At 67.3% G+C, this 23,273-nt stretch carries 26 protein-coding genes, 2 tRNA genes and 1 pseudogene; 18 read left to right on the top strand and 11 right to left on the bottom strand.

All coding sequences use genetic code 11. The annotated features are described in order from the left end of the window. Positions 1-15: 15 nt before the first annotated feature. Entirely contained in the window at positions 16-939 is a 924-nt protein-coding gene (locus ACZ3HV_RS31935) for an RNA polymerase subunit sigma-70 (RefSeq protein WP_465689683.1), read from the top strand. Positions 940-1,010: 71 nt separating this feature from the next. Here ACZ3HV_RS31935 and smpB read toward each other — a convergent pair whose 3' ends face one another. Continuing rightward, a complete protein-coding gene (smpB, locus tag ACZ3HV_RS31930; protein ID WP_465689681.1) occupies positions 1,011-1,490 on the bottom strand; it encodes an SsrA-binding protein SmpB in 480 nt (159 codons plus the stop codon). Between the two features lie 386 nt (positions 1,491-1,876). Between smpB and ACZ3HV_RS31925 the strand changes: the two genes are divergently transcribed. The 4 genes from ACZ3HV_RS31925 (at position 1,877) to ACZ3HV_RS31910 (ending at position 5,084) form a co-directional block, all read left to right on the top strand. After that, a complete protein-coding gene (locus tag ACZ3HV_RS31925; protein ID WP_465689679.1) occupies positions 1,877-2,305 on the top strand; it encodes a hypothetical protein in 429 nt (142 codons plus the stop codon). Positions 2,306-2,684: 379 nt separating this feature from the next. Next, on the top strand, positions 2,685-3,728 hold the full coding sequence (locus ACZ3HV_RS31920) for a porin PorA family protein (RefSeq protein ID WP_465689677.1): 1,044 nt from the start codon (positions 2,685-2,687) through the stop codon (positions 3,726-3,728). Positions 3,729-3,945: 217 nt separating this feature from the next. After that, positions 3,946-4,449 (top strand): helix-turn-helix domain-containing protein, encoded by a 504-nt coding sequence (locus tag ACZ3HV_RS31915; RefSeq protein ID WP_465689675.1) that lies wholly within the window; start codon positions 3,946-3,948, stop codon positions 4,447-4,449. Then, entirely contained in the window at positions 4,425-5,084 is a 660-nt protein-coding gene (locus ACZ3HV_RS31910) for a GAP family protein (protein ID WP_465689673.1), read from the top strand. Before ACZ3HV_RS31915 ends, ACZ3HV_RS31910 begins: the two co-directional genes overlap by 25 nt. A gap of 55 nt (positions 5,085-5,139) precedes the next feature. Here the strand turns inward: ACZ3HV_RS31910 and ACZ3HV_RS31905 are convergent, their stop codons facing one another. Continuing rightward, complete coding sequence (locus tag ACZ3HV_RS31905) at positions 5,140-5,604, bottom strand: MarR family winged helix-turn-helix transcriptional regulator (protein WP_465689671.1); 465 nt, start codon at positions 5,602-5,604, stop codon at positions 5,140-5,142. A gap of 63 nt (positions 5,605-5,667) precedes the next feature. On the opposite strand from ACZ3HV_RS31905, the gene ACZ3HV_RS31900 reads away from it, so the two are divergent. The 3 genes and pseudogenes from ACZ3HV_RS31900 (at position 5,668) to ACZ3HV_RS31890 (ending at position 6,750) form a co-directional block, all read left to right on the top strand. Beyond that, positions 5,668-6,036: a VOC family protein gene (locus ACZ3HV_RS31900; protein ID WP_465689669.1), complete on the top strand. Its 369-nt coding sequence runs from the start codon at positions 5,668-5,670 to the stop codon at positions 6,034-6,036. 60 nt (positions 6,037-6,096) lie between these two features. Further along, a pseudogene (locus ACZ3HV_RS31895) lies at positions 6,097-6,348 on the top strand (ISL3 family transposase); the annotation flags it as partial. A 168-nt stretch (positions 6,349-6,516) separates the two neighbouring features. Next, positions 6,517-6,750 (top strand): hypothetical protein, encoded by a 234-nt coding sequence (locus ACZ3HV_RS31890; RefSeq protein ID WP_465689668.1) that lies wholly within the window; start codon positions 6,517-6,519, stop codon positions 6,748-6,750. A 301-nt stretch (positions 6,751-7,051) separates the two neighbouring features. On the opposite strand, the gene ACZ3HV_RS31885 is transcribed toward ACZ3HV_RS31890, so the two are convergent. Together ACZ3HV_RS31885 and ACZ3HV_RS31880 are read right to left on the bottom strand one after the other, a co-directional pair. Continuing rightward, a tRNA-Arg gene (locus ACZ3HV_RS31885) sits at positions 7,052-7,122 on the bottom strand. Between the two features lie 579 nt (positions 7,123-7,701). Then, positions 7,702-8,694, bottom strand: coding sequence for a potassium channel family protein (locus tag ACZ3HV_RS31880; RefSeq protein ID WP_465689666.1), 993 nt, complete (start codon positions 8,692-8,694; stop codon positions 7,702-7,704). A gap of 158 nt (positions 8,695-8,852) precedes the next feature. Between ACZ3HV_RS31880 and ACZ3HV_RS31875 the strand changes: the two genes are divergently transcribed. Next, on the top strand, positions 8,853-9,290 hold the full coding sequence (locus ACZ3HV_RS31875; protein WP_465689664.1) for a pyridoxamine 5'-phosphate oxidase family protein: 438 nt from the start codon (positions 8,853-8,855) through the stop codon (positions 9,288-9,290). A gap of 208 nt (positions 9,291-9,498) precedes the next feature. Here ACZ3HV_RS31875 and ACZ3HV_RS31870 read toward each other — a convergent pair whose 3' ends face one another. Further along, complete coding sequence (locus tag ACZ3HV_RS31870) at positions 9,499-10,086, bottom strand: TetR/AcrR family transcriptional regulator (protein ID WP_465689662.1); 588 nt, start codon at positions 10,084-10,086, stop codon at positions 9,499-9,501. Positions 10,087-10,271: 185 nt separating this feature from the next. Between ACZ3HV_RS31870 and ACZ3HV_RS31865 the strand changes: the two genes are divergently transcribed. The 4 genes from ACZ3HV_RS31865 to ACZ3HV_RS31850 all read left to right on the top strand — a co-directional run bounded on the left by ACZ3HV_RS31865 (position 10,272) and on the right by ACZ3HV_RS31850 (position 15,089). Then, complete coding sequence (locus ACZ3HV_RS31865; protein WP_465689660.1) at positions 10,272-10,952, top strand: NADPH-dependent F420 reductase; 681 nt, start codon at positions 10,272-10,274, stop codon at positions 10,950-10,952. 18 nt (positions 10,953-10,970) lie between these two features. After that, positions 10,971-11,879 (top strand): SDR family oxidoreductase, encoded by a 909-nt coding sequence (locus tag ACZ3HV_RS31860; protein ID WP_465689658.1) that lies wholly within the window; start codon positions 10,971-10,973, stop codon positions 11,877-11,879. Continuing rightward, on the top strand, positions 11,876-12,769 hold the full coding sequence (locus ACZ3HV_RS31855; RefSeq protein ID WP_465689656.1) for an LLM class F420-dependent oxidoreductase: 894 nt from the start codon (positions 11,876-11,878) through the stop codon (positions 12,767-12,769). Before ACZ3HV_RS31860 ends, ACZ3HV_RS31855 begins: the two co-directional genes overlap by 4 nt. A gap of 655 nt (positions 12,770-13,424) precedes the next feature. Then, positions 13,425-15,089, top strand: a complete 1,665-nt coding sequence (locus ACZ3HV_RS31850) for an MFS transporter (protein WP_465689654.1) — start codon at positions 13,425-13,427, stop codon at positions 15,087-15,089. 240 nt (positions 15,090-15,329) lie between these two features. Here the strand turns inward: ACZ3HV_RS31850 and ACZ3HV_RS31845 are convergent. The 5 genes from ACZ3HV_RS31845 to ACZ3HV_RS31825 all read right to left on the bottom strand — a co-directional run bounded on the left by ACZ3HV_RS31845 (position 15,330) and on the right by ACZ3HV_RS31825 (position 19,140). Beyond that, positions 15,330-15,402: transfer RNA gene (locus ACZ3HV_RS31845), tRNA-Arg, on the bottom strand. 15 nt (positions 15,403-15,417) lie between these two features. Further along, positions 15,418-16,743 (bottom strand): chymotrypsin family serine protease, encoded by a 1,326-nt coding sequence (locus ACZ3HV_RS31840; RefSeq protein ID WP_465689652.1) that lies wholly within the window; start codon positions 16,741-16,743, stop codon positions 15,418-15,420. Positions 16,744-16,836: 93 nt separating this feature from the next. Then, a complete protein-coding gene (locus ACZ3HV_RS31835) occupies positions 16,837-17,442 on the bottom strand; it encodes an META domain-containing protein (protein WP_360366870.1) in 606 nt (201 codons plus the stop codon). A gap of 9 nt (positions 17,443-17,451) precedes the next feature. Next, entirely contained in the window at positions 17,452-17,934 is a 483-nt protein-coding gene (locus ACZ3HV_RS31830) for a SigE family RNA polymerase sigma factor (RefSeq protein ID WP_360366867.1), read from the bottom strand. Between the two features lie 105 nt (positions 17,935-18,039). Next, the gene (locus ACZ3HV_RS31825; RefSeq protein WP_465689814.1) at positions 18,040-19,140 is read right to left on the bottom strand and encodes an alpha/beta hydrolase; all 1,101 of its coding nucleotides are present in this window, start codon (positions 19,138-19,140) and stop codon (positions 18,040-18,042) included. 299 nt (positions 19,141-19,439) lie between these two features. Between ACZ3HV_RS31825 and ACZ3HV_RS31820 the strand changes: the two genes are divergently transcribed. Beyond that, positions 19,440-20,606 (top strand): hypothetical protein, encoded by a 1,167-nt coding sequence (locus ACZ3HV_RS31820; protein WP_465689650.1) that lies wholly within the window; start codon positions 19,440-19,442, stop codon positions 20,604-20,606. Positions 20,607-20,718: 112 nt separating this feature from the next. On the opposite strand, the gene ACZ3HV_RS31815 is transcribed toward ACZ3HV_RS31820, so the two are convergent. Then, entirely contained in the window at positions 20,719-21,324 is a 606-nt protein-coding gene (locus ACZ3HV_RS31815; RefSeq protein ID WP_465689648.1) for a hypothetical protein, read from the bottom strand. Between the two features lie 239 nt (positions 21,325-21,563). Here ACZ3HV_RS31815 and ACZ3HV_RS31810 point away from each other — a divergent pair, with 239 nt between their 5' ends. The 4 genes from ACZ3HV_RS31810 to ACZ3HV_RS31795 are packed head-to-tail and all read left to right on the top strand — an operon-like array spanning position 21,564 to position 23,233. Further along, positions 21,564-22,247, top strand: a complete 684-nt coding sequence (locus ACZ3HV_RS31810; RefSeq protein WP_465689646.1) for a hypothetical protein — start codon at positions 21,564-21,566, stop codon at positions 22,245-22,247. Next, entirely contained in the window at positions 22,244-22,384 is a 141-nt protein-coding gene (locus tag ACZ3HV_RS31805; protein WP_355477357.1) for a hypothetical protein, read from the top strand. The genes ACZ3HV_RS31810 and ACZ3HV_RS31805 overlap by 4 nt, the downstream gene beginning before the upstream one ends. Then, positions 22,381-22,743, top strand: a complete 363-nt coding sequence (locus ACZ3HV_RS31800; RefSeq protein WP_465689643.1) for a hypothetical protein — start codon at positions 22,381-22,383, stop codon at positions 22,741-22,743. Before ACZ3HV_RS31805 ends, ACZ3HV_RS31800 begins: the two co-directional genes overlap by 4 nt. A gap of 13 nt (positions 22,744-22,756) precedes the next feature. Further along, positions 22,757-23,233, top strand: coding sequence for a GNAT family N-acetyltransferase (locus ACZ3HV_RS31795; protein ID WP_465689641.1), 477 nt, complete (start codon positions 22,757-22,759; stop codon positions 23,231-23,233). The last annotated feature ends 40 nt before the right edge of the window (positions 23,234-23,273 follow it).

The raw sequence follows: 23,273 nt of genomic DNA, 5'->3' as shown, positions 1-23,273 counted from the left end.
TGTTTCTGGAGGCGTATGACGAGTACGGCGGACGAGATCTGGTTCCGGGCGGCGTTCGAGGAACACCGGCGCCCGTTGCATGCGCACTGCTACCGACTCGCCGGGAACGTCGCCGATGCGGACGATCTGGTCCAGGAGACGTTCCTGCGTGGCTGGCGCTCCCGCACGCAGTACGAGGGGAGGGCGTCGATCCGGACCTGGCTCTACCGGATCGCCACCAATGTCTACCTCGATCACCGCAAGGCCGCCGCGCGGCGAACCGTGCCGGTCGGCGACCCGATGGAGTGGTGCACCGATATCGGTCCCTATCCCGACTCGCTGCTGGGCGAGGATCCGCCATCAGATGTGGTGGCACGAGAGACCGTCGAACTCGCGCTGATCGCCGCGCTGATGTATCTGCCCCCACGGCAACGGGCGGCGTTCGTACTGCGTGACGTTTCGGGCTGGACGCCGGCCGAGATCGCCGACGGTCTCGGCCTTGCCGTGCCAGCGGTGAACAGTCTGATCCAGCGGGCCCGGAAGACCTTACGTCACTATGCGCCAGGTGATTCCCGAGACTGGCGCAGGCCGGTGCTGACCAGCGAGGACGAGGACATCTTGCGTCGCTATGCCGCGGCGACCGATCCCGCGAGCTTCGGGGTGTTGCTGGCCGAAGACGTGCGCATCACCATGCCGCCGGACCCACCTGTCGTCGGAAGCGATGCAGCGGCCGAGTTCCTGGGCAGGCCCCTGGATTGGCTCACGTTCCCGTCGGCTGCCAACGGACGGCCGGCCCTGATCTGCTATCTCCGCCGCCCGGGCAGCGATCGGTACGAGGCGATGGTCGTCGACGTTCTGACCATCGAGAAAGGAAGGATCGTCGAGAGCAACGCCTTCGTCGGAGCCCACCACGTCGCCGCGTTCGGTATGCCCACGAGCATCGAAGACCACGAAGCCTGATCTGAAGCCGTCTCCCGCTGTACCGAGCTGGGCTTGCTTCCCTCGTTCATGAGGCCCTGTGCACCGCTGAATCAGTCCGGGCGACCCTTCAGCCGGCGGCTGACCGCACGCTCGACCTCCCGGCTCGCCTCGCGCTCGGCGAGCGTCTGTCGCTTGTCCCAGGTCTTCTTGCCGCGGGCCAGGGCGATCTCCACCTTCGCGCGACCGTCCTTGAAGTAGAGGGTCACCGGGACGATCGTCAGCCCGCTCTCGTTGACCTTGCGCTCGATCTTGTCGATCTGGGCACGATGCAGCAGCAGCTTTCGCTTGCGGCGTGAGCCGTCGTTGAACCAGCGGGCCTGGGAGTACTGCGGGATGTGCACGCCGTGCAGCCAGATCTCCCGGTTCTCGACCTGCGCGAAGCCGCCGACCAGAGACGCCCGCCCAGCACGGAGCGCCTTCACCTCCATACCCTGCAGCACGATCCCCGCCTCCCAGGACTCGCCCAGCTGGTAGTCATGCGCAGCCTTCCGGTTACGCGCGACCACAGGGTCGACCTCGGGTTTCTTCACACGCCAATTCTGCCCCGACCCCCCGACAGCCCGACCTCCAGGATCGGACCATTCGACGCCCAGGGAGTCTCCGCTCTCGACCCCGGGGACACCACCCGGACCTGCCCCCAAAAGAAGCAGGTGAACCCACGAAACGTGGGTTCACCTGTCCGGGATGTCTTGAGACTCCATCGGCCGTCCCGCCCAGGACAACGACCGAAGGCCAGCCTCGTGCGCTGATCTCCTCGGTCCAGAGTCGAGGTGACTTTCGGCCCTGGTTGCCCGGCGGGGCCGGTGCCAGCGTGAGTCTCGTGAGAAGTCATAGAAACGTTGGTGAGGCGCAGCGCCTCCACCGGTTCGACCGCTGGCTGTACCGTGGCGGGCACCCGAACCGACTGGCGCGAACGATGAACCGAGTCTCGGCCATCCACTTCGCGACCGGTCTACTCGCGCGGAGCACCTGGGTCACCTTGGACGTGCCCGGACGGCGCTCCGGCCGCATCATCTCCTTCCCGCTGGTCGTCGCGGACTACCAGGGCGAGCGCTATCTGGTATCGATGCTCGGAGAGAACGCGAACTGGGTGCGCAACGTCCACGCGGCCGGCGGGCGGGTGATCCTGCGCCACGGCCTGCGCGAGGCTGTCTACCTGGAGGACGTCGAGGTCGGCGCCCGCGCGCCCATTCTGCGCCGCTACCTGGACTGCGCCCCGGGAGCACGGGCCCATGTGCCGGTCGATCGGCACGCCCCGCTGGCGGAGTTCGACCGGATCGCCGGCCAATTCCCAGTCTTCCGTATCAGCGTCGCTCCGTCAGAACTGCCCGACCTCCGCGGGTAGGCGACCTGCGACACCGCCTGCACTGATCGACTTGGCGACGCGCGGCACCCACACATTGCCTGAACCAGCCACCACCGCCGCCGACAACCCCTGCAGAACAATGGTCCCGGCGCGCGCCGGCAATTGAGAGTCGCCCACACTGGTGGATTCCAGGAGAGAGGCCGAATTCTGGTAGAGGATTGTAAGGTCTCTGAACTCAATTCTCTTTGTTGCCCGGATCGGCTACCACTCGGCCGCCGCAGAGGGCTTCGTAGTACTCATCCGATTAAGTCGAGCCCCGATTCCAAGGAGTCACCCAGAGGGGATGAACCGGCTTTCTCGTAGCACGACCACCATGGGATTCACGACGGGCATATCTGTCGAAGTCTGGAGGTTCGAGATGCGCCGCTCAGGGTGGCTTCTCATCGGGGTCGGGGCGCTGCTGATCCTCAGTGCGGCCCTGCTCAGGTTCGTCGTCGCGCCGAGCGTGACGAAACTGCCCGCTGACACCGACATCAGTACGGCGTACAGCGGCAAGGGCACCGTGCTGAACGCCGCGGCACTGCAGTCGGGAGACGTGGCCAACGCGCTCGCGCGAGACATCCCGGTCACCCTCGACCGGCACGTCTACGTCAGCGAGGCGGACAGCGACACGGCGATCGTCCACGACGACCTCACTTTGAAGGCCGGAACGACGTCATCGAAGGACAACCACACGTATGCTGTCGACCGGAAGGACCTCACCGAAACCGCGTCCATCAACGGCGTCGAGGTCGAAAAGCACCAGGGACTGACGGTCAGCCTGCCGGTCGATCCGGAACCGAAGTCCGGCGTGTACACGTACTGGGACACCCCGACGCGGACCGCCGTACCAGTGACGTACGTCGGCACCGAGACGCGTGAAGGTCGCGACACCTACCACTATCGGGCCACCGCGTCAGGTGCATTGGCCAATCCCGCGTTACTGCAGCAATTGCCGTCCTCGCTTCCGAGGACGCTCGCTCCGAAACTGCTCGCTCTGCTGCCCGCCGAGACTCAGCAGAGGTTGCTCCCGCTCGTGTCGGCGCTGCCGGACCAGGTACCGCTCAGCTACACGGCCACCAGTACCTACGACGTCTGGGCAGACGCCGCGTTGGGTGCTCCCCTGGATACGAAGATCAACCGCTCGGTGGTCGCCAACGTGGGGACCGGGGCGGCATCGATTCCGCTGCTCCCGGTACTGACGATCGACGTCGCCGAAGACCAGGCGTCGGTGCAGGATGCGGCGGACAGGGTGGCGAACTCCGACCAGTTGCTCAGCTGGATCGAGGTGTGGGGTCCGATCGTGCTGTTGATCCTCGGCCTCGTTCTGGTGGGGCTCGGACTGTGGCTGGGCAGGCGCAGACCCGCACAGCCCGGCGCTGAGGATCCTCGGACAGGCGTGGACTCGCCCACACCAAGCTGACGCGGCAAACCTCGGCCGGCTCGGACGGCCCCGCCCCAAACACCTCAAATGACAACACCCGAACCCACGATTCGTGGGGTTCGGGTGTTGCCGATGTCTTGAGACATCACTGCGTGCCCCCGGCAGTGTTGTGGCTCAACACATCGGAATGGGGTGTCTCAAGACATCGGAATAGATGTGGGAGCGTGATGTTTCGGGGGCGTCGAAGCGGCGGTTGGTGATTACGGCGGTGTTGGCGGGGCGGTCGCAGTCGGAGGTGGCGCGGGCATACGGGGTGTTGCAGTGGTGGATCAGCCGGCTGCTGGCCCGGTACGCGGTCGAGGGGGAGGCGGGGTTCGAGCCGCGGTCCAGGCGGCCGAAGACCTCACCGCGAGCCACACCCGCGGCGACGGTGGAGCTGGTGCTGGGACTGCGCAAACAGCTGACCGAGCAGGGACTGGACGCCGGCGCGGACACGATCGGCTGGCACCTGCAACATCACCACGCCACGGTGGTGTCGCGGGCCACCATCCACCGGATCCTCACCCGCGCCGGCACCGTCGTTTCCGACCCGGGCAAGCGGCCCGGAGCTACCGGCGCGCCGGCCGCGGCCTTCACCGCTGGGGCATCGGGTGCGGGGTGCGCGATACTTCGGGTGACGGGACGGCTTGTCCGCGAATCCGGATGCCTGGTCGTCGGGTCGAGATCGGAGACGCGATGGGGCAGGCGCTGCTTCAGCTGATACCGCTGGCCCTCGCGGCGGCGCTGAGCAGCGTCCCCATCACCGCCACCATCTTCATCCTGCTGTCGGAGAGCCGCAACCGCTCCGGCCTGGGCTTCTTGACCGGCACGGTGCTCGGCACCTTCGCCACCGTCGCGTTGGCGGCTGCGGTCGGCCAGGCGCTTCCCGGACGACCGCGCGAACTTGACGCGCTCATCGCGAAGGTGGAGGTGGTGGTCGGCATTGCCCTCGTGCTGCTGGGCGTGGTGACCCTCGCGCGTCGGTCCCACGCAGGGAGAGGAAGTGGACCGGGCTGGCTGGACAGCATCGGCACGTTCGGCATCCTGCCGGTGTTCGGCATCGGCCTGGCGCTGAACCTTCGTCCGAAGGCGCTGCTCCTGGCGGCGGCGGCCGGCCTGGCGATCGTCGGAGTGAACCTGGTGTTCCACGACGACCTCGGCCTGGTGGTCTTCTACACCGTGATCGCCACCTGCACAGTAGGCGTTCCCATCGTCGCGACGATCCTGTTTCCGCGGCGGATGGAACCCCGCCTCCGCTCGGCGAAGGGGTTGATCGCCGCGCACTCCGGTACGGTCGGTGCCACGATGATGATCGTGATCGGCGGCTTCGTCATCGGCGTCGGGCTGAGCGGCTGAGCTCGGTCCCACACCACCCGCTGCTCTGTGTCGTGCTGCCTCGAGCGGACGACGGTCATCCGCTCGGGGTATGCCTGTCGTTGCCGTCGCGCAGGGAATGGATCATGCTCTGCAGGATCCGGAACGCGCCTGACTGCTCGGTCTCGGTGAGGCCGGCCAGCATTCTGACCTCGACGGACCGGACCGCTACGGTCGCCTTCTCGAGGCTCCGTCGGCCGCGAGGCGTGAGCCGCGTGGGAAGAACCTTCCCGACGGGTGCCTCCGCAGGCCTGGTCACGTAGCCGTCTCGTTCTAGGGCCTGGAGCAGCACGTTCATCGACTGCCGTGTCACGAACGCGCCCCGGGCGAGCTCGGAGTTCGACAAGCCCGGTCGTTGAGCCAGCAGCTCGAGGCAGGAGTAGTGCGTCACGCTCATCCCGAGCGGCCTTAGCACCTCCTCCATGGCTGCGCGGAGGACGCTCGACGCCTCTTTCAGCAGGTAGCCCAGTGACGTCTCCAGGTCGACACCGTCTTGATTCATGTCAGAATTCTGACATAGATTGACCTGTGTCAGAAAGCTGACACGAAAAGAAGGAGCATCATCATGCCCGCCACCGGTCCCGACTTCATCTCGCTCCAAGCGCGCGACCTCGACGCTTCGCAGGCGTTCTACGAGCAGTACCTCGGCCTCGTCCGCTCGCCGGCCGGACCTCCTCACGCCGTCGTCTTCGAGACGAAGCCGATCGCGTTCGCACTCCGCGACGTCGTTCCCGGCACCGATCTCGCATCCGTTGCTCAGCCCGGCATCGGTGCCGCGATCTGGCTCCACGCCACAGACGTCCAAGCCATTCACGATGCGCTCGTCGCCGACGGTCGCACCATCGTCTCCGCACCGATCGACGGCCCCTTCGGTCGGACATTCACCTTCGCCGACCCCGACGGCTACCAGGTCACTCTCCACGACCGCGCCTGATAGGCCAAACGCCACCGGACGATCATCGTTCCCCTAAGACCGCGGTTGCGCCCGAGGCTCGTGCGTGACGCTACCTTCTGCCCTCCTGACCTGACGACGTTCTGCCGGCTAGATGACCTCGGCTTGGAAGTGGTCGGACAACAGCTGCATCCCGACCACGCCGTGTTGCTCTATCGAGTGGTCGAGCCTGATGACTGGTGCCATGCCTGCGGCTGTCTGAGGGTGCCACGCGACAGCGTGCTGCGCCGACTGGCGCACGTCCCGCTCGGCTGGCGGGCAACGATCCTGCGCGTCCGCATCCGCCGCTACCGGGGTCGAGGAGGATCGGAACAGGATTGAACGCTAGGACCTGGGCTCGGGCGGCGGCGCGAGGGTTAGCTCGCGACGGTCCGGGTGGTTCGGAAGGTTGCCCGGTTGCCGGACATACGACGTTACGCGGGCTTCTCACCCGAACAATCCGTCCATGCCCTGTGATCACTCGTGGCCTACGTGATCGGCACCCTGCTCCGCGAGGTCTCCTCCGGCCCGACCTTCAGCGGCGAAAACCTCGGCGGCGTCGACCACCGCCTCACCGAACTCCGCGGGTCAGAACTACCCCACGTGGTCGAAGCAGCCACCCACCTGGCCGTCTGCAACCACCAACAGGAATTCGAGTACGGGCTCGACCTCCTGATCACAGCCCTCGAACTGCAGCCTCGCTGTGTTCCTGAGTGACTCATCGATCCAACGGGCGGCCGCGTCGGCTTGACCGTTGTCAATGGCAATCGCCTGTACGTCGACCGGGAGGCCCGCGCCGGTAGTGGGACGGTGATCGCGGGGATGCCCGGTGAGTTGGCGAGACGAGTGTTCCTCAGTAGTTGTGCCCGTACGTCTGGTCCGAGGAGCAGGGGGGGTGACGTCGCAGAGCACTTCGATCGACTTATGTCGCCAGGAGTTCGCACCACGTGTAGCCCCACGCGGACGCCGGCGCAAGAGCCTGACTCTCGACGCTAAGCGTCTGACCAGCGCATTTGTATGGTGCCCCCGGCAGGATTCGAACCTGCGACGCACGGTTTAGGAAACCGACGCACCCCACCGGTATACGCCCCTCCAGGTGTATCTAGCCCACACCAGTTCGGCTGGCCTCGACTCCAGTTGACCCTGCTCGACGCCTCTTTGTTCCCACGGTGTTCCCCCGCTGAACTGATGAGCGTGGCGTCCCCATCCGGGTCAGCCGAGGACTGAACTGAGCCCCGTTGTCGGGCTGGCGTACGAACGCCCTAGATCCGGCGGCCATCCGGGCCATATCAGCTGCGGGCGCACTGTGCATCGGTGTCCGGCGGAGGTCACTTCGCCGGTCGCAGCGTCCTCGATGATCTGCCCCGCCGGGAGCAGCCGAATGAGCGATTGTGGCGTCCTCATGGGACAACCTCTTTGGATGCGCCGTCAGCAATGGGGCGACCCGACGCACGGCCGCAGCGGGGCGGAGGCCGTGGGCGTCCTACTGGATTTCGAGGTCGGCCGCGACCCGCCTGGGCCTGCTGTTCTGTGACGTACTGGCGCAGAGTTCTCGTTCCTAACCAGTCCCATGCCCCGTGCCTTTCGTTCCTGGGTCGCGTCCTGGACCTGCCCGAAGCCAAGCCTCGTGTGGACAGGGCGGGTGACTGTTGGCCTTGGGCGACGGATTCACGCTGCACGGCAGTGGAGGCGCAGCGCGTCGATCTGGGTGGGGGTACCGAACGCGATCAGGATGGTCTGGGGCTCGAGCCGAGTATCGGGAGTCGGGTTGGGCAGGAACATGCCGGTGCTGCTGGGCCGGACGGCGAGCAGTAGGGCTCCAGTGGTCTCCAACAGGGCCGCGTCGCGTAAGGAGCGGCCGGCTAGCCGCGACGCGGAGGGAATCTCAACCTCCTCGATCCGGAAATCGAGGGCCTCATCGTGCATGACCACGTCGAGAAATTCAGCGACGTGCGGCTGCTGTGCAAAGGCCGCCATTCGCCGACCGCCGATCAGTTGCGGGTTGACGGCCCGATTGGCGCCCGCGCGGACGAGCTTAGCCTTGGAGGCCTCGGTGCGGGCACGAGCGATGATGACCAACTCAGGCCGCATGGCGCGGCTGGACAGTGTGACGTAAACGTTGTCGGCGTCGGTGTCGACTGCAGCGATGAGCGCGCGGGCGCGGGCGATACCGGCGGCTGCGAGAACGTCGTCATCTGTGACGTCGCCGAGCACAGTCGCGTGCTCAAGCCCTTCCAGTCGGTCAGGGTTGCGATCGATGACGACGATTTGCTGTCCAGTGGCGGTGAGGTAGTGTGCGCTCGCGCGTCCGACGCGGCCCCACCCGCAGATTATGAAGTGGTCGGTCATTCGGCTGATGTCACGGTCCATTCGACGCCTTTCCAGGTGCTGCTGCAGGTGTCCTTCGATCAGGGCCTCGAGCAGGACGCCCAACGTGTACAGCGCGGTTCCGACTCCCGCCAGGATGAGCACAATCGTGAACAGCTTGCCGGCGGCGTTGAACGGATGTACCTCGCGGAAACCAACGGTCGTTACGGTGGTGACTGTCTGGTACAGCGCATCGAGGACGCCGAACCCGAGGATGACGTACCCGAGCGTGCCAGCGCCGACCACGACCCCAAGGGCGAGCAGCGCGAGGCGGATCCGTCGAAGTATCCCCACGAGTCGGATTATCCCTTCCTGCCGGAGTCCAGCCTCGGTCTCCTCGGCTGCAAGCAGGGACCGACACCGGCCGTTCGCCACTAAAGGGGACTGCGTTTCCACCGCTTCGGGGACCTACGGCCGGTCCGCCGACAGGAGGATCGCGGTATATCTGAGAGATGAACAGGAACGACAGCAGCAACCGATGGTTCGAGCCGGCGCTCTTCCAGCACCTGCCGCCCGAGGAGTGCCGAGAGCTCCTAGCCGCCAAGTCCGTGGGACGGGTGGGCTTCAACGGCCCGGAAGGTGTTCAGGTGCTGCCCGTCAACTACGTCGTCCACCGGCGCAGCATCTTCTTTCGGACAGCAGCCGACAGCGCACTGGCCAACGCGATGCGCCACAGCCGCGTCGCCTTCGAGATCGACGACATCGACGAGTTCCTGCAGCGCGGGTGGAGCGTCGTGGCCGTCGGCGACGCAGAGCTCGTCGACGACCAGGACACCCTCGTGGAGCTATGGGGAGAACAGGGGCCCAAGCCATGGGCGGTCGGCCTGCGCACCCAGTTCGTGCGGATCACACCGATCCGTCTGACCGGCCGCCGCGTCCTCCAGCAATAGCCCACAATCAGTCGGCGGCAAGAACCGATGTTCCGTGAGCCCGCGTCCGCGAGCAGCTGCCGGCGCCGAGGCGCGAACGCGTTTCCGTGCCAACGGCCGGTGTTTCGGCCGACCCACTCCCTGCTGTCGGTGGTGCGGTTGTGATTGCAGAGCCGTTCCCGCCGAACTGTGGGGCAGGCTGCTCGTCAAGCGCCGCAGGGTGTCGGTCCTACGGTGTGTCGGGTGGGCAGGCGGTGTCGACAAGAACCCGGGCGGCGGCCTTCGCGGCATCCGGGGTGGCGGGGTCGGCGTCGAGGACGCCGCCCGAGAGCCCGCCGTCGATCAGCAGGGTCAGCTGCCGGGCGAGGAGGTCGGGGTCGGCGGCACCGGCTCGGCGGGCCAGGTCAGTGACCCAGGCGCGGACGACGTTCTTGTGCTCGACGGTGCGCCCGTGCACGTCGGTGCCGGCCTCGGACTCTGCCGCGGCGTTGATGAATGCGCAGCCGTGGTAGCCCTCGCGCCGGCAGGCCGAGCTCAGGCCGTCGAACATCCCGACCAGCTGATCGCGCGGGTCCTCGCCGGCGGTCCGGGCCGCGGCGCGAAGCTGGCCGAACCAGGCCTGGTCGACCTTGTCGAGATAGGCCAGCACGAGGTCGTCCTTGCGCGGGAAGTGCTTGTACAGGGTGGCCTTCGCCACGCCCGACTCGGCGATCACTGTGTCTACCCCGACGCCGCGCGGACCGTGCGCGTAGAACAGCCGGAACGCGGTGTCCAGGATGCGCTCGCGCGCCGGCTTCGCGTTCATGGCCCCGCTCATGTGGTGCACCTTTCGACGTGATCCTGAGCCCAGAGTATAGACAGATCTGTCTCCTCATGGCTCCGCATTCATAGATCGACCGATCTCAATGGCCATCATATAGGGAGATTTTGTCGCGAGTTGCGGGTAGACAGCTCTGTCTGTTAACTTTCGCTGCAACGATCGATACGCAGGGAGCACCAATCATGAGAATCGCAGTTCTGGGCACCGGGATGGTCGGCCGCGCCTTCGCGGCACGGCTGACCGAGCTGGGTCACGAGGTCACCGTCGGCACCCGTGACGTGGCCGCCACGATGGCGCGCACCGATACAGACGCGATGGGCAACTCGCCGTTCCCGGATTGGGCGGCCGAGCACACCGCGGTCACGCTGGCCACCTTCGCCGACGCCGCGGCACCAGCCGAGCTCGTCGTGAACGCCACCACGGGATCCGCGTCGATCGCCGTACTGGAGGCCGCCGACGCCGCCGGCCTGGCCGGAAAGATCATCCTCGACATCGCGAACCCGCTCGACCACTCGGCCGGCATGCCGCCGACCCTGTTCGTCAAAGACACCGACTCCCTCGGTGAGCAGATCCAGCGCACCTTCCCCGACGCCAGGGTGGTCAAGGCGCTCAACACCATGAACGCTCATCTGATGGTCGATCCGCGGCAGCTCGCCGATGCTGACTTCTCGGCCTTCGTCTCCGGCAACGACCCCGATGCCAAAAAGACCGTCACCGTGCTGCTGGAGTCCTTCGGTCACACCGACGTGATCGACCTGGGCGACATCACCACGGCACGCGGCACCGAGATGATCCTGCCGATCTGGCTGCGCCTGTGGGGCGCGCTGGGTACGCCGATGTTCAACTTCAAGATCGTCCGCTGAACCGCTCCGGAGACGGCGATGGCTGACCAGGCATCCCGGCCGATGGCCGGCAAGACAGTACTGGTGACGGGCGGCACCGGCGGTATCGGCGAGGCCACAGCCGCCGGCCTCGCCGCTCTGGGCGCCCGAGTCGGGATCACCGGCCGGGACCGCGGCCGGGCCGAGGCGGCCGCGGCACAGATCACCGACCAGACCGGCAACCCCGCCGTGGATGTGTTCGTCGCGGACCTGTCGGCCCAGGCCGAGGTACGCCGGCTGGCGGCCGAGGTCCTCGCGTCGTACCCGAGACTGGACGTGCTGATCAACAACGTCGGCGGGATCTGGGCCAACCGGCACGTCACGCCCGACGGGCTGGAGCACACCTTCGCCCTGAACCATCTGGCGCCGTTCCTGCTGACCAACCTGCTGTTGCAACGGCTCCAGGCCAGCGCACCCGCGCGGGTGGTCACGGTCTCGTCCGGCGCCCAGGCGATGGGCCGGATCGACTTCGACGACCTGCAGAGCGAGCGCCGGTACTCGGGCCAGCGTGCGTACAACGCCTCGAAGCTGGCCAATGTCATGTTCACCTACGAGCTGGCCCGCCGGCTGGAGGGCACCGGGGTTACCGCGACCGTGCTGCACCCCGGCGTGGTGCGGACGTCGTTCGGTGCCGAAGATCCGTCGCCGTTGTACAGAGTGCTGTTGCCGCTGGCGCGCTTGTTCATGAAGACCCCGGAGCAGGGGGCGGCCACCTCCGTCTACCTGGCGTCATCGCCGGAGGCGGAGGGCGTCACAGGCCGGTACTTCGCCAACCGCAGACCCAAGCGATCCAGCAAGGCGTCGTACGACGCGCAGGCTGCGGTCCAGCTGTGGCACGTCAGCGCTGACCTCGTCGGCCCCGGCTTCACCTGGCCACAACAGCAGGACGGAAGAGGCGAGCGCGGATGAAGCTCGGCGTACATGTGGTCAGCTTCGACGTCGACGGCGGGGCCGCGGCGATCGGCCCGACGCTGGCAGGGGTCGGACGAGCCAGCGAGGACGCGGGCGTCTACAACCTGTCGGTGATGGACCACTACCTGCAGCTGGACATGGCCGGCGGCGCCGGGCGGCCGATGATGGAGGGCTACACGACCCTCGGCTTCCTGGCCGCCCACACCAACACCGTCGAGCTACAACTACTTGTAACCGGCGTCACCTACCGGTATCCGGGTCTGCTCGCCAAGATCGTTTCGACCCTGGACGTGCTGTCAGGCGGCCGCGCCATGCTCGGGATCGGCGCAGCGTGGTACGAGCGTGAGCACGCCGCTCTCGGCGTGCCGTTCCCGCCGCTCAGGGAACGGTTCGAACGGCTCGAGGAGACGCTGCAGATCGTGCACCAGATGTGGAGCGAGGACAACGGCCCCTATCACGGCCTGCACTACCGGCTCGCCGAGACCATCAACTCGCCCCAACCGCTGCGCGTACCCCGTCCGCCGATCATGATCGGCGGGGGTGGGGAGAAGAAGACCCTGCGGCTGGTCGCGCAGTACGCCGACGCCTGCAACCTGTTCGCCGGCCGCCCGGGCGCCGGGCCTGACGAGGTCGGCGCGAAGCTCAAGGTTCTGCGAGCGCACTGCGCGCGGTTGGGCACCGACTTCGACTCCATCCGCAAGTCGATCCTGTGGACCGGTCCGCTGGAGGTCACAGCCGCCGGCGGTACGGCGTTCGCCGAGGCACTCCGCCCGTACGCCGAAGTCGGCGTCGACGAGGTTCACGTGATGCCGTTCACCGGCGATCCCGTTGCCTTCGTGAACGGTCTCGGCGAGCACATCGTCGGCCGGCTCGAGGACGTGCTGTGACTGAGCTGTCAGGACCTGCAGCGCCCCCGGCAGGATTCGAACCTGCGACGCACGGTTTAGGAACCGACGCGCCACACCGACATACGCCCCACCAAGTGTCTGGCCCAGACTAATTCGCCCGATCTTGACCCCAGTTGACCGGTGGCCGCCGGCGTGTCGGACGATGTCCTCAGGTCGAAGTCGGTTTCGCCTGACCCGGGTGCTTCCCGCCTTCTGCGATGCGGGCCGGCCGATACCAGGACCCTGTCGGCCGATATGGACCGGCGCGCGTTGGAGCGACCTTTCGAGCGCAGATTCTGGCCGGTTCTGAACGAATCGGTGACCTGACCCGTCCACTCGCCGCCCGTGCCGCTCGTGCCTCGATTGGTTCGTGACGTTCCGTCACTGATTCCGGACATTGCCGCGGCTCCGTTGGGGTGGAACATCCCCTTCGGATGATGTCCGCCCGGCCGGTCGCGAGGAGCATCGTTCGTGAGAGTTGGCGGCGATCGCGCTCACCCATTGCGTCGCGGAGGCTACGTATGAGGCAACGAGAGATTGCCCCCACCCCTGCGGGATTGGCTAGGTCGCCTCGCGTCGGTGCTGGGGGCGCGCCGACGTCCCTGCAAGAGCGGCGGAATCGGGCAAGCCTTCCGCACCGTGGAGAGGAGCAACCGTGACTGCCGATGAATCCCAGGACACACAGACAGACCCACCGCCGAAGACGCACTGGCTGCCGTTGGTTGCCTTGGCCACCGCCCAGTTCGTCATGGTACTGGACCAGTCGGCGATGAATGTCTCGATCAGCGCGTTGGTGGCCGACTTCGACACGACGGTCACGACGATTCAGGCGGTGATCACGCTCTACTGCCTTGTGATGGCGATGTTCATGCTCACCGGCGGCAAGATCGGCGACATCATCGGCCGGCGGCGGGCGTTCGTCATCGGGCTCGTCATCTACGCCTGCGGTTCGGCACTGACGGCGCTGGCGCCGTCAGTGCTGATTCTGGCCCTCGGCTGGTCGGTTCTGGAAGGGCTCGGCGCCGCGCTGGTTCTGCCAGCGATGGTGGCGCTGATCGCGGGCAACTTCGAGGGCGCCTCGCGCAAGGTGGCGTACGCCGTGATCGGCGGGGTCGCCGGGGCGGGGATCGCCGTCGGGCCGATCCTGGGCGGCTGGGCAACCACAGAGTACTCGTGGCGGATCATCTTCGCTGGCGAGGTGCTGTTGGTGGCATTGATCCTGGTGATGACCCCGAAAGTCGCCGACGCGGTGAGGACCGGCCCGGCACTGAAACTCGACGTCGTTGGCACCGTGCTGTCGGCCACAGGCTTGGGCCTGGTCGTTCTCGGGGTGCTGCAGTCGAGCACCTGGGGCTGGCTCAGGCCCAAGGAAGACTCCCCGGTGACGCCGTTCGGCTTCTCACTGACGGTCTTCGTCATCGGTTTCGGGGCGGTCCTGCTGTGGGCGTTCACGGCGTGGCAGGGTCGCCGAGAGAGCCGCGGGCGCGACCCATTGGTGCACTTGGCGCTGCTGAAGATCGCCCCGCTGCGCGCCGGCCTTATCGGCCTGTTCAGCCAGAACCTGATCCTGATGGGCGTCTTCTTCACGATTCCGCTGTACCTGCAGCTGGTGATCGGGCTCGATGCCTTGGATACCGGCCTCAAGATGCTCCCGGTCTCCATTGCCATGTTCCTGTCCTCCGCGGCAGGGTCACGCCTGTCCGGCCGCTACCCCATCCGGTCGATCGTGCGGGCCGGCCTGGCGACCACCTTGGTCGCGACCGTGCTGCTCTTGGCCGCGGTCGAGCCGGAGCTGGACAACTCGAGCTTCGCCTGGTCGATGGCGCTGCTCGGCGTGGGGATGGGGCTGATGGCCTCCCAGCTCGGCAACGTTGTGCAGTCGTCGGTCGACGCCTCGGGCCGGGGAGAGGCTGGAGGGCTGCAGTTCACCGGCCAGCAGCTCGGCTCGTCACTGGGTGTCGCCCTGCTGGGGGCGATCGTGCTGTCCGGGCTCACCTCCGCGTTCGTGTCCAACGTCTCCTCCGATGAGCGGATCAGCAGTGCAGTCTCCGAGCAGGTCGGTGTGGCCGTCGGATCCGGAATCGATTTCGTGTCCGCCGACCAGATCGGAGCCGCTGCCCAGGAGGCGGGGCTGGACGAGCCGACCACAGCGGCGCTCGTCGACGACTACGAGTCCGCACAGATACAAGCGCTCAAGACTGGGCTGCTTGCGGCGGCCTTCCTGGCCCTTTTCTCCTTGGCCTTCACGAGGGATCTGCCGCATGAGGTTGCCCAAGAAGGAAGAGGAGCCGACGAGACTGAGGCGGGAAGTCACGCCTGAAGCGAGGGTGTTGGCGGTGACGGGCGCCCGGGGGCCAGAACCGTGGGGTGTAGATCGTTGGAGATCGGTGCAGTGGAGACGCACCCTTATCCCCGCCCACGCGACCGCGACACGCCGGCCAGCCACGAGGAAGCCCGCATAACAAGATCATCCCCAACCCCCGGCGACGATCCACATCACCGGGAGCCAAGACCCCACGTGCCCTTGACACACCCGGCCCCAATGCGTGCCGTTGTGTTGTGCCCCCGGCAGGATTCGAACCTGCGACGCACGGTTTAGGAAACCGACGCTCTATCCCCTGAGCTACGGGGGCGCACGCGGGGACAGCTTAGCGGAGGGGTGGGGGGTAGCCGGTGAGGGCGTAGACGCCCAGGTGGCCGGCTATGGAGGCGTAGCGCTCGGCGTAGAGGGTGGTGCAGCGGGAGGAGGCGCAGCCGGCGCCGGCGAAGGTGATGCCGCGGATGGTGGCGGTGGAGGAGCCGGGGCGGGTGTAGACGGGGCCGCCGGAGTCGCCGCCGATGATCGCGATCTGGCCGCCGCGGGTGGCGCGGATGACGTACGTCGTGCAGCCCTCGGTGTCGCAGTACTTCGCTGACGTCGAACGGACCGTGATGCCGCAGAGCGATGTACTGAAGCTGCCGGACTGGCAGACGACCGTGCCGACGCCGGGGTCGGCGCCGCCGGTGACGGTGCGGGTGTTGGCCGTGTCGCCGGGGCCATCGGTCCAGATCTTCGGGCCATAGGCGCTGCCGGTCAGCAGGGACTGGTCGTAGTCGGGGTAATTCGTCCGGACCGAGGTCGTGCCGTAGTAGTTGGTGCCGGACCTCCACACCGTCCCAGGGGCACCGCAGTGGCCGGCCGTGACGGAGCCACGTTGTCCGTTGGAACGGCGTACGACGGAGAAGCCGGCCGTGCAGTTCTTCAAGGTCGAGGTGATCCGGGCGCCACCCCAGTGACCGCCCTTCGCGGTGTCGCTGAGCCGGGACGTCCGTGCGAGCGAGCTGGCAACGAGTTGTACGCCGGACAGTCCGCGAAGGCCCTCGAGTGACGCGGGGGAGGTGCTGGCCTGGTCGTACTCGACCACGACGTTCTCGCTGACCGGATCGAGGTCCGCGGCGAAAGTGGTCTTCCCTGCATCGGCCCATGAGCGTGCGCCGACCGAGTTCCAGGCGTCGGCGATCGACTGGGCCGAACGGCAACTGCGCTCGACGCGGACCATCTGCTTGCCGGCGGCCGGGACGTTGCCGGCCAGCGCGGACTGGTACTTCTTCTCGTCCAGCTTGGCGCTGTCCACCACGACCTTGTAGCCGGTCGAGGCGGAGCCGACCACGCCGATCACGCCCTGGCTCAACCCGTACGGCAGTCCGGACTTCGGCCGACCGGTGGCGTCCAGCGGCTCGAGTGAGCGGACGGCGGCGGTGATCCCGTCGCCGAGCGTCTCGCCGAGCGGTCGCGGGTCCTTGGCTGACGTCGGCTGCGCTAGGCGGGTGGCCTCGGTCGAGCTCGTACTCGGCTCAGCATGCGAGCACGCGGCCACCCCGGTCGGAGCGGTCGCCCCGGCCGGGGGGCCAGGTGTTGCGGTCGCCGTGAGGCCGACTGCGAAGAGTGAGACTGAGCCGAGGGTGAGCAGCGGGACGGTGGCTGAGAGTCGCACGTAGCTCCCCAAATCGGTGGACGGCCTCGCTACATCGTCCGGTCAGGGACTCCGCTCAGTCAATAGCCGATCACCGTCCGCTAACAGATTCGACTACCCTGCGCGAGCGTACTTCGCAAGTTCACGCCCGTCGGCGCCGAAGAACTGGAGCGTGTCACCGTCGGCCGAGACCCGCTTGGCGGCCTGCAGTACGCCGGTGTGCGGCACGTTGTCGCAGCCGACCAGGCGCTGCGGCCCGACCGTCGCACTGAACTCGCCCCGCTGGCCGATCGCAAACGTCCCCTGCAACGCATTGCAGCCATCCGAGCCGCCCCAGGTCCCGTCCGGACGGAGGATGAGCACCGGATCGTCCGGCCGGGAAGCCTCCAGCGCCTTGAGGCCGGCCATCTGGACCGGCCGCCACGTCCCGGCCACGGTCTGCGCCGTGGGCGGCTCTGGCGCCGCAGTGGTGGCCGCCGGTGTCTGCCCACCCGCGACCGGCGGCTGCGACGGCTTGTTGCTCGAGCCGGCCAGGCCGAAGCCCACGACCGCAATGGCGGCCACCGCGACAGCGGCCGCTCCGGTGATGATCCAGGTACGGCGCTGGGCCTGGCGCGCGCCTGTGGTCGCCCGCTCGGTCAGGCCGGTGGCCTGCGGTACCGAGGCCGCGGCACGGTCGAAGGTTCCCCGCAGTTCATCCTCGAGATCGGTGTTGCTCACGACAACCTCTCATCCAACACGGTTGGCTTGCCTGGTCTTCCGCAACGTGGCGAGCGCTCTACTGGCGGTCGCGCGGACGGAGGACGGTTTGATGCCGAGCACATCGGCGATCGTGCGGTCGTCCAGGTCCTGGTAGTAGCGCAGGACCAGCACGACCCGCTCTCGCGCCGACAACGCCGCGAGGGCGCGCCAGAGATCGTCGGAGTTCACGACGTCGGCGGCGTGGTCCGGCACCGTGCGCTCGGTGTCGACGTCGGCCGTCGGCGCCTCGCTGAACGAACGCCGCCGCGTCATCGACAGGTACGAGTTGATCAGGATCCGCCGGACGTAATGGTGCGGATCGTCCGCCTTCCGCACCTTCCGCCAGGACCGGAACGCCTGCATCAACGCGATCTGAGCCAGATCCTCCGCTCGCTGATAGTCCCCGGAGACGGTGAACCCGAGCCGCACCAGTTCCTGTCCACGGGCGGATACGTACTCCTCGAACTCCACTCGCCACTCCCTGGCTGGGCGTACAACACCTCACACCTATTAGACGCACTGAGTCCCTCAGGGTGCTGCAACCGTTCACACACAGTTGGATCTCACCATACCGGACTAGACCAGCAAGAACGCGCGTACCACCTCCTGACCGCGCGGATCGCGCTGCACACTGTGCCCGCTCCCCGGTACGACGACCAACCGGCCCGACCGCGCATGCGCCTGCTCCCAGCGAGCCCACTCGAGCGGACAGAACAGATCGTTGCTCCCGTGCAGAATCAGTGTGCGCGGCAACAGCTCCTGACCGGCCGGGTACGTCGACACTCGCGCGGCCGGCCACCTCAGGCAGCCCTGGATCATCAGCTGCTCGCGTGCGGTCGCGACGTCGTACGGATACAGCCGCTTCGGGTCCAGACGTCGTACGGCGGTGTCCAAGGCGCCAGTGCGGTTGGTTGTGCCGGACCAGGGGAAGCGGAGGTCCGAGCACAGCGTGGCCATGTGCAGTCCGGCCGACAGAGTGTCGTAGCTCAGGCCTTTGCTGGTGGTCTGCTGGAAGAGCTCCTTCAGACCCGCGTCATCGCCGTTGCGAGCGGCATGCAGGATCGCTGGGATCCCTTGCAGGGAAGGGTTGACCGAGTTCAGGCTCGCGACCGACAGGCTCTCCATCAGGTCCGTGCCGCTGACCCCATGCTGCACCAACCAAGCGAGGTCCGCGACGGGATCCGTCGTACACGCGGGATCCTGCCGGCACGCAGCCGTGAGCACTCCGCCGGTCGCAGCCATCAGATCCACACCCGTTGGGTCGAAGCCCTTGTGCGGCACCACCGAGTCCAGCACCAGAGCCTGGACGTGGTCGGGATACTTCAGCCCGTACTGCGCCGCCGTGAAGCTGCCGTACGACGTCCCGTCGAGCGTCAGCCGATCCACCTTGAGGTACTGCCGCAGCAGCTCGATGTCCTCGACGGTGTCCGGAGTGCCGTAGTACCCGAGCCCAGAGCCGATTCGCTGCGCGCACTCAGCCACAGCCTCACCAGGCGGCGTCAGGAAGTCCGAACCACCCACAGTCCCTTGCAAGGCGGGACAATCGATCCCCTTCGGCCCAGTGCCACGCTGATCGAACATAACCACCCTGTACTCGCGCAACACGTCGGGGTGGATGTTGTTCCGGATGCGAGGCAGTAGTGAGACGCCTGGTTGGCCAGGGCCGCCCGCAAGCATCAACAGCACGCCACGTGGTGCATCCACGTTGTCGGACGCGATCACTGCGAGGTCCAGCGACGGACCGTCCGTCCGCTGATGGTCGAGTGGCACGCGCAACGTCGTACAGGTGAAGCCGTCGGTGCAGGTGGACGGTTGGGGGGGTGTGCACGCGGTGCAAACAAGGAGAAGCGCGCACAGCAAGTGAATCAGTCGCATGTACTCCTCCCAGAGTGCTCAGGGTGCAGCCAAGTGCGACTGGCTGGCAAGACGCTGGGAGTCGGCGCAGACTGAGCAACAAGAGGGGGAGGAGTACCGCCATGGTTGGGAGGAATGGACTCAAACGCTTGTCGGCAATCGTGGCTGTCGTCGCGCTGGTTGCCGGCTGCGGGGCGCAGCGGGATCGCGCGACCGAGACCCGGACGAGCCCGTCGATTCCGGCGCCACCCGACCTCGTCCGGATCGTCTATCCGGGAACCGAGTCGGATCCCGGGAACATCGAGATCTTTGCCGATGGCAACCGTCGATACCGGATCACTGCCGTGAGCGGGCCGAACGCGGGGTACTACCAGGTGTGGGACGGCAAGGTGATGCTGATCTACACGCCGGGCGAGGGCTACCAGCGTGACGACCATCCGGGTGACGACATGCGCGGCGTGGCCTTCTTCGTCAAGCCGGAGACGGACGAGTTCGAGAAGACCTGCCCGAAGGGTCGCCGGCTGGGTGCGAAGACGCTGTACGGCCGGAACGCGGTGCGCTACGCGTGCGACGCCCGGCCCATGGACGAGCAGACGGGCGAGGAGGCAGCTCCCGCCCGCGAGATCAGCCTTGACGAGCAGACCGGCCTGATCCTGGTGGACGGACCCTACAAGCCGACCGAGGTGACCTTCGGTCCGGCGATCAAGGCGGACACGTTCTCGACGGACATTCCACCAGGTGCCGAGCCGACGACAGTTCCTCCCGATGAGCCGACAGAAGTTCCGCCGGATGAGGGCGAGACGACGACGCCGGCCGGACTCGGCGCGTTCCGCCTTCCTGCAGTCGGCGGTGGGTTCGTCAGCGACACGTCGTACCGCGGGAAGCCGCTGGTGCTTGTGGTCGGGTCGCCGAGTTCGCTGCGGGTGGCGCTGGCGCGGGTGTTGCCGATGACTGGCGGTGGTGAGAAGCCGGTGGTCGTCGGGGTGTTGATCGCAGTACCGCCGGCCGACTGGAAGGGGTCGTTGCTGAATCCGGCGGACGAGAAGAAGTACGTCGATTCCGTGGCGAGGACGGCGGGACCGTTCGCGGTGCCGGTCGGGATCGACGTGAAAGGTGCGGCGGTCGGTTCGATCGTCGCGGGTCTTCCGGAGCTCATTCCGCCGGAGGGCAGTACCGAGACGGAGTCGGCCGTCGCGCTGGTGGGGTCGGACGGTCTGGTCGCGCACGTCTTGCCGCCTGAAGATCCCAGTGAGGCGGAGCTGCGTACCTGGCTGGGGGCGCTTTCCTGATCGCGCCCGGCAGCCGCAACCTGCCCTGCGGGTCGACCTCGGAAGGGACCCGCAAGGCAGGCGCGGGGTTACCCCGGTCCGGACGGCTTCGGGGGGCGCGTCCGGCGCAGGGTCAGCGCAGGCCGAGCGACTTGATCAGCTCGGGGGTCACCTGTCGTGGCGCCGGCAGCGTGCCGGGCTTGCCCTGTCCCTCCAGGGAGGTCGCCACCAACCGACGGCAGCCGAAGGCCTCCACGGTGTAGGACAGCACGCCGCGATCGTTGTCGGTGAACCGCAGCACGTACGTCGGGCCGAGCTCCTTGGTGCAGAACGCCGGCTTCTTGGCAACGGGCTTCGGTGCGTTCACCAGTGCGAACAGGTCGGTTGCCTGCTGCGCGTTCCGTTTGGTCGTCAGGGTCGCGTAATCCTGCCCGGACGCCTGCGTGTCGAACTGGCAGATGGTCACGCTGACCGGCTGGAACAACGAGGTCGCCGCGCCCTGGCCCCAGACCGCCTTGTCGGTGGCGGCGCGGACGGCCGCGATGGTGTCGGGACAGTCCATGCTCGGGGTGCCGCTGGGGGTGGGCGACTGGCTGGGGGTGCCGGGGGTGGTCGGCGTATCAGTGGGCTGGGCGGCGGGCGGGGACGTGGCGTTCTCGTTACCGCAGGCGGCGGTAAGTCCGAGCACAGCCACGACGAGCGTCGCACCGATCAGGCCCCGTGTCCGTAATGCACTCACGACTCGGTCCTTCCGGGTTGGGCAAGGTCACCCATGATGGTCGACCGGGGTCACGTCGCGCGTGCCAGAACATCACGGCGGCGCGTCGTTCCGGTCACGTCGCCGGATCGTGTGGCAACCGAGGCCGACCTGTAACGTGCACGCACTGGCCGGCCCGACAAGCGCGCCCCGAAGCGTTGACGTACGGGCGACCCGCGCGGAGCGGCCGTGGGCCGGGTGGCCGATTACGATGCTGTGCCGTGGGCCGGAAGAAGGATGAGGCTGCCGCGACGCAGCAGCGCGAGCGCGACGAGTGGCAGCTCGGCATCGACTGGGCGCGCTGGCTGATCGCCGGCAACGCTCCACAGCCGCTGACGATCTACGGTCTCGTCCTCGAGCCGGGCGAGGTCGCGTACGTGAACACCCCCACGCAGTACGCGCGCCTGTACGGCGGCAGCGGCCGCTACACCCAGAGCGGTGGCCTGTTCATCGGCAAGCCGGCATTGGTGCTGGGGATGATGGCCGCCAACGCCGCGGTGAACGCGAGCCGGAAGGCCGCGGCGAAGCGGAACATGGAGCTGATGTGGCGTGACCTCCAGGAGGTCCCGACGGTCGCGACCAACTACCGCCTGCTGTGTCACCTGCCGAGGCGCGGCTGGATGAGCTTCTACTACAGCGCCGTGCAGGAGTTCTACCCCGATCCGGCGAACTGGATGATCACCTTCGCCTTCCAGAACGCGGAGCCGCTGCGCCTGGCCGGACTGGCCACACCGACACTGTCCGTACTGACCTCCTGGTGTGTGCTCGGAAACGACCGCTGGCAAGGCGAACCCGGAATCGCTCCTCTGATGGAGGCCGCGATCGGGCCGCAACTGCCGCCCGGCGTGGTCCGGGGCGAAATCGGTCCCGGAGAGCCTCGGCGACTCGGTAGCCTGGAACCATGACGAGCCCGTACGAAGACGACGAGCCGCTACTGCCCGAGCAGACCCGCGACGACGACCCGCGGACCTGGGGCGATAACGACTTCGGCACCGACGACGACGATCGCATCCTCAACGAGGTCCCTCCCCACCACGGATGAGCGCGTCCGTGCTCCTCGTCCACGGCGGCCGGCGACCGGTGACCGACGGCGCCGTCAACGCGCGAACCCGGGCCGGTCTGATCCAGCGTGACTGCCCACCGGAGGTCGCCGATCGGTTACTCGCAGGTGGGACATTGCGGGGCGTCCTCGATGCCGCTCTGCCCGTGCTGGCACGAATTCCGGTGGCGATCGTGCCGTCGGTCCCGGAGAATCCAGCTCACCAGCGGAAGACGGTCGACGCGCTGTTGCGGTCGATCCGGGGGAGTCGGGAGCTGGCCGGGTGTCCGGAACCGCCGACGCCCGGCTTCCCGGCGTACCTGGATCAGTTGGCGCGAACGGTCGTCGAGTTCGTGAACTGAGGGGGATGTGGTCGTGGAGCTCCGGGGGTTTTCCGACGAGTACGCCGTCCTGGTCGCAGGATGGGCCGTGGACGCGGAGGAAGTGGCATTGCTGTCCGGGCGGGTCGCGTACCCGTTCCCGGAGGAACTGAAGGCGACGTGGCGCAAGGTCGAGTCGGACATCCACTCCTATCTGCTGTTCGACGGTGATCGGGCGGTCGGGTACGGCGAGGTGTGGCTGGACGACGAGGAGGACGAGGTCGAGCTGGCCCGGATCATCGTGGATCCGAAGGTCCGCGGCCGAGGGATCGGCCTGGAGTTGGTCCGCGCCTTGCTCGGGCCGGCGTTGGCCGCCGGGTACTCAGAGGTCTTCCTGCGGGTCCGGCCGGAGAATGCGGTCGCGATCCGCACCTACCACCGCACTGGGTTCGTCGACGTCCCGGCCGGCCTGATGGACGAGTGGAACGAGGGCCAGCCCGTCGCCTACCGCTGGCTTCGCTTCGCGGGGTGAACAGTCCGAACGGGAGTAGGCAGGCGCTTGGCGAGCTCAG

The sequence above is a fragment of the Kribbella sp. NPDC020701 genome, from assembly GCF_055562215.1.
The sequence above is the reverse complement of the archived record's forward strand: the minus strand, read 5'-3'. Positions and strand labels throughout refer to the sequence as shown.

Coding starts and splice junctions, on each gene's coding strand:
- ACZ3HV_RS31900 (WP_465689669.1), top strand. CDS start 5,668: ATGCCCGCCACCGGTCCCGACTTCATCTCGCTCCAAGCGCGCGACCTC.
- ACZ3HV_RS31820 (WP_465689650.1), top strand. CDS start 19,440: ATGGTTGGGAGGAATGGACTCAAACGCTTGTCGGCAATCGTGGCTGTC.
- ACZ3HV_RS31805 (WP_355477357.1), top strand. CDS start 22,244: ATGACGAGCCCGTACGAAGACGACGAGCCGCTACTGCCCGAGCAGACC.
- ACZ3HV_RS31860 (WP_465689658.1), top strand. CDS start 10,971: ATGGCTGACCAGGCATCCCGGCCGATGGCCGGCAAGACAGTACTGGTG.
- ACZ3HV_RS31800 (WP_465689643.1), top strand. CDS start 22,381: ATGAGCGCGTCCGTGCTCCTCGTCCACGGCGGCCGGCGACCGGTGACC.
- ACZ3HV_RS31865 (WP_465689660.1), top strand. CDS start 10,272: ATGAGAATCGCAGTTCTGGGCACCGGGATGGTCGGCCGCGCCTTCGCG.
- ACZ3HV_RS31855 (WP_465689656.1), top strand. CDS start 11,876: ATGAAGCTCGGCGTACATGTGGTCAGCTTCGACGTCGACGGCGGGGCC.
- ACZ3HV_RS31920 (WP_465689677.1), top strand. CDS start 2,685: ATGCGCCGCTCAGGGTGGCTTCTCATCGGGGTCGGGGCGCTGCTGATC.
- ACZ3HV_RS31905 (WP_465689671.1), bottom strand. CDS start 5,604: ATGAATCAAGACGGTGTCGACCTGGAGACGTCACTGGGCTACCTGCTG.
- ACZ3HV_RS31870 (WP_465689662.1), bottom strand. CDS start 10,086: ATGAGCGGGGCCATGAACGCGAAGCCGGCGCGCGAGCGCATCCTGGAC.
- ACZ3HV_RS31935 (WP_465689683.1), top strand. CDS start 16: ATGACGAGTACGGCGGACGAGATCTGGTTCCGGGCGGCGTTCGAGGAA.
- ACZ3HV_RS31925 (WP_465689679.1), top strand. CDS start 1,877: ATGAACCGAGTCTCGGCCATCCACTTCGCGACCGGTCTACTCGCGCGG.
- ACZ3HV_RS31910 (WP_465689673.1), top strand. CDS start 4,425: ATGGGGCAGGCGCTGCTTCAGCTGATACCGCTGGCCCTCGCGGCGGCG.
- ACZ3HV_RS31875 (WP_465689664.1), top strand. CDS start 8,853: ATGAACAGGAACGACAGCAGCAACCGATGGTTCGAGCCGGCGCTCTTC.
- ACZ3HV_RS31825 (WP_465689814.1), bottom strand. CDS start 19,140: ATGCTTGCGGGCGGCCCTGGCCAACCAGGCGTCTCACTACTGCCTCGC.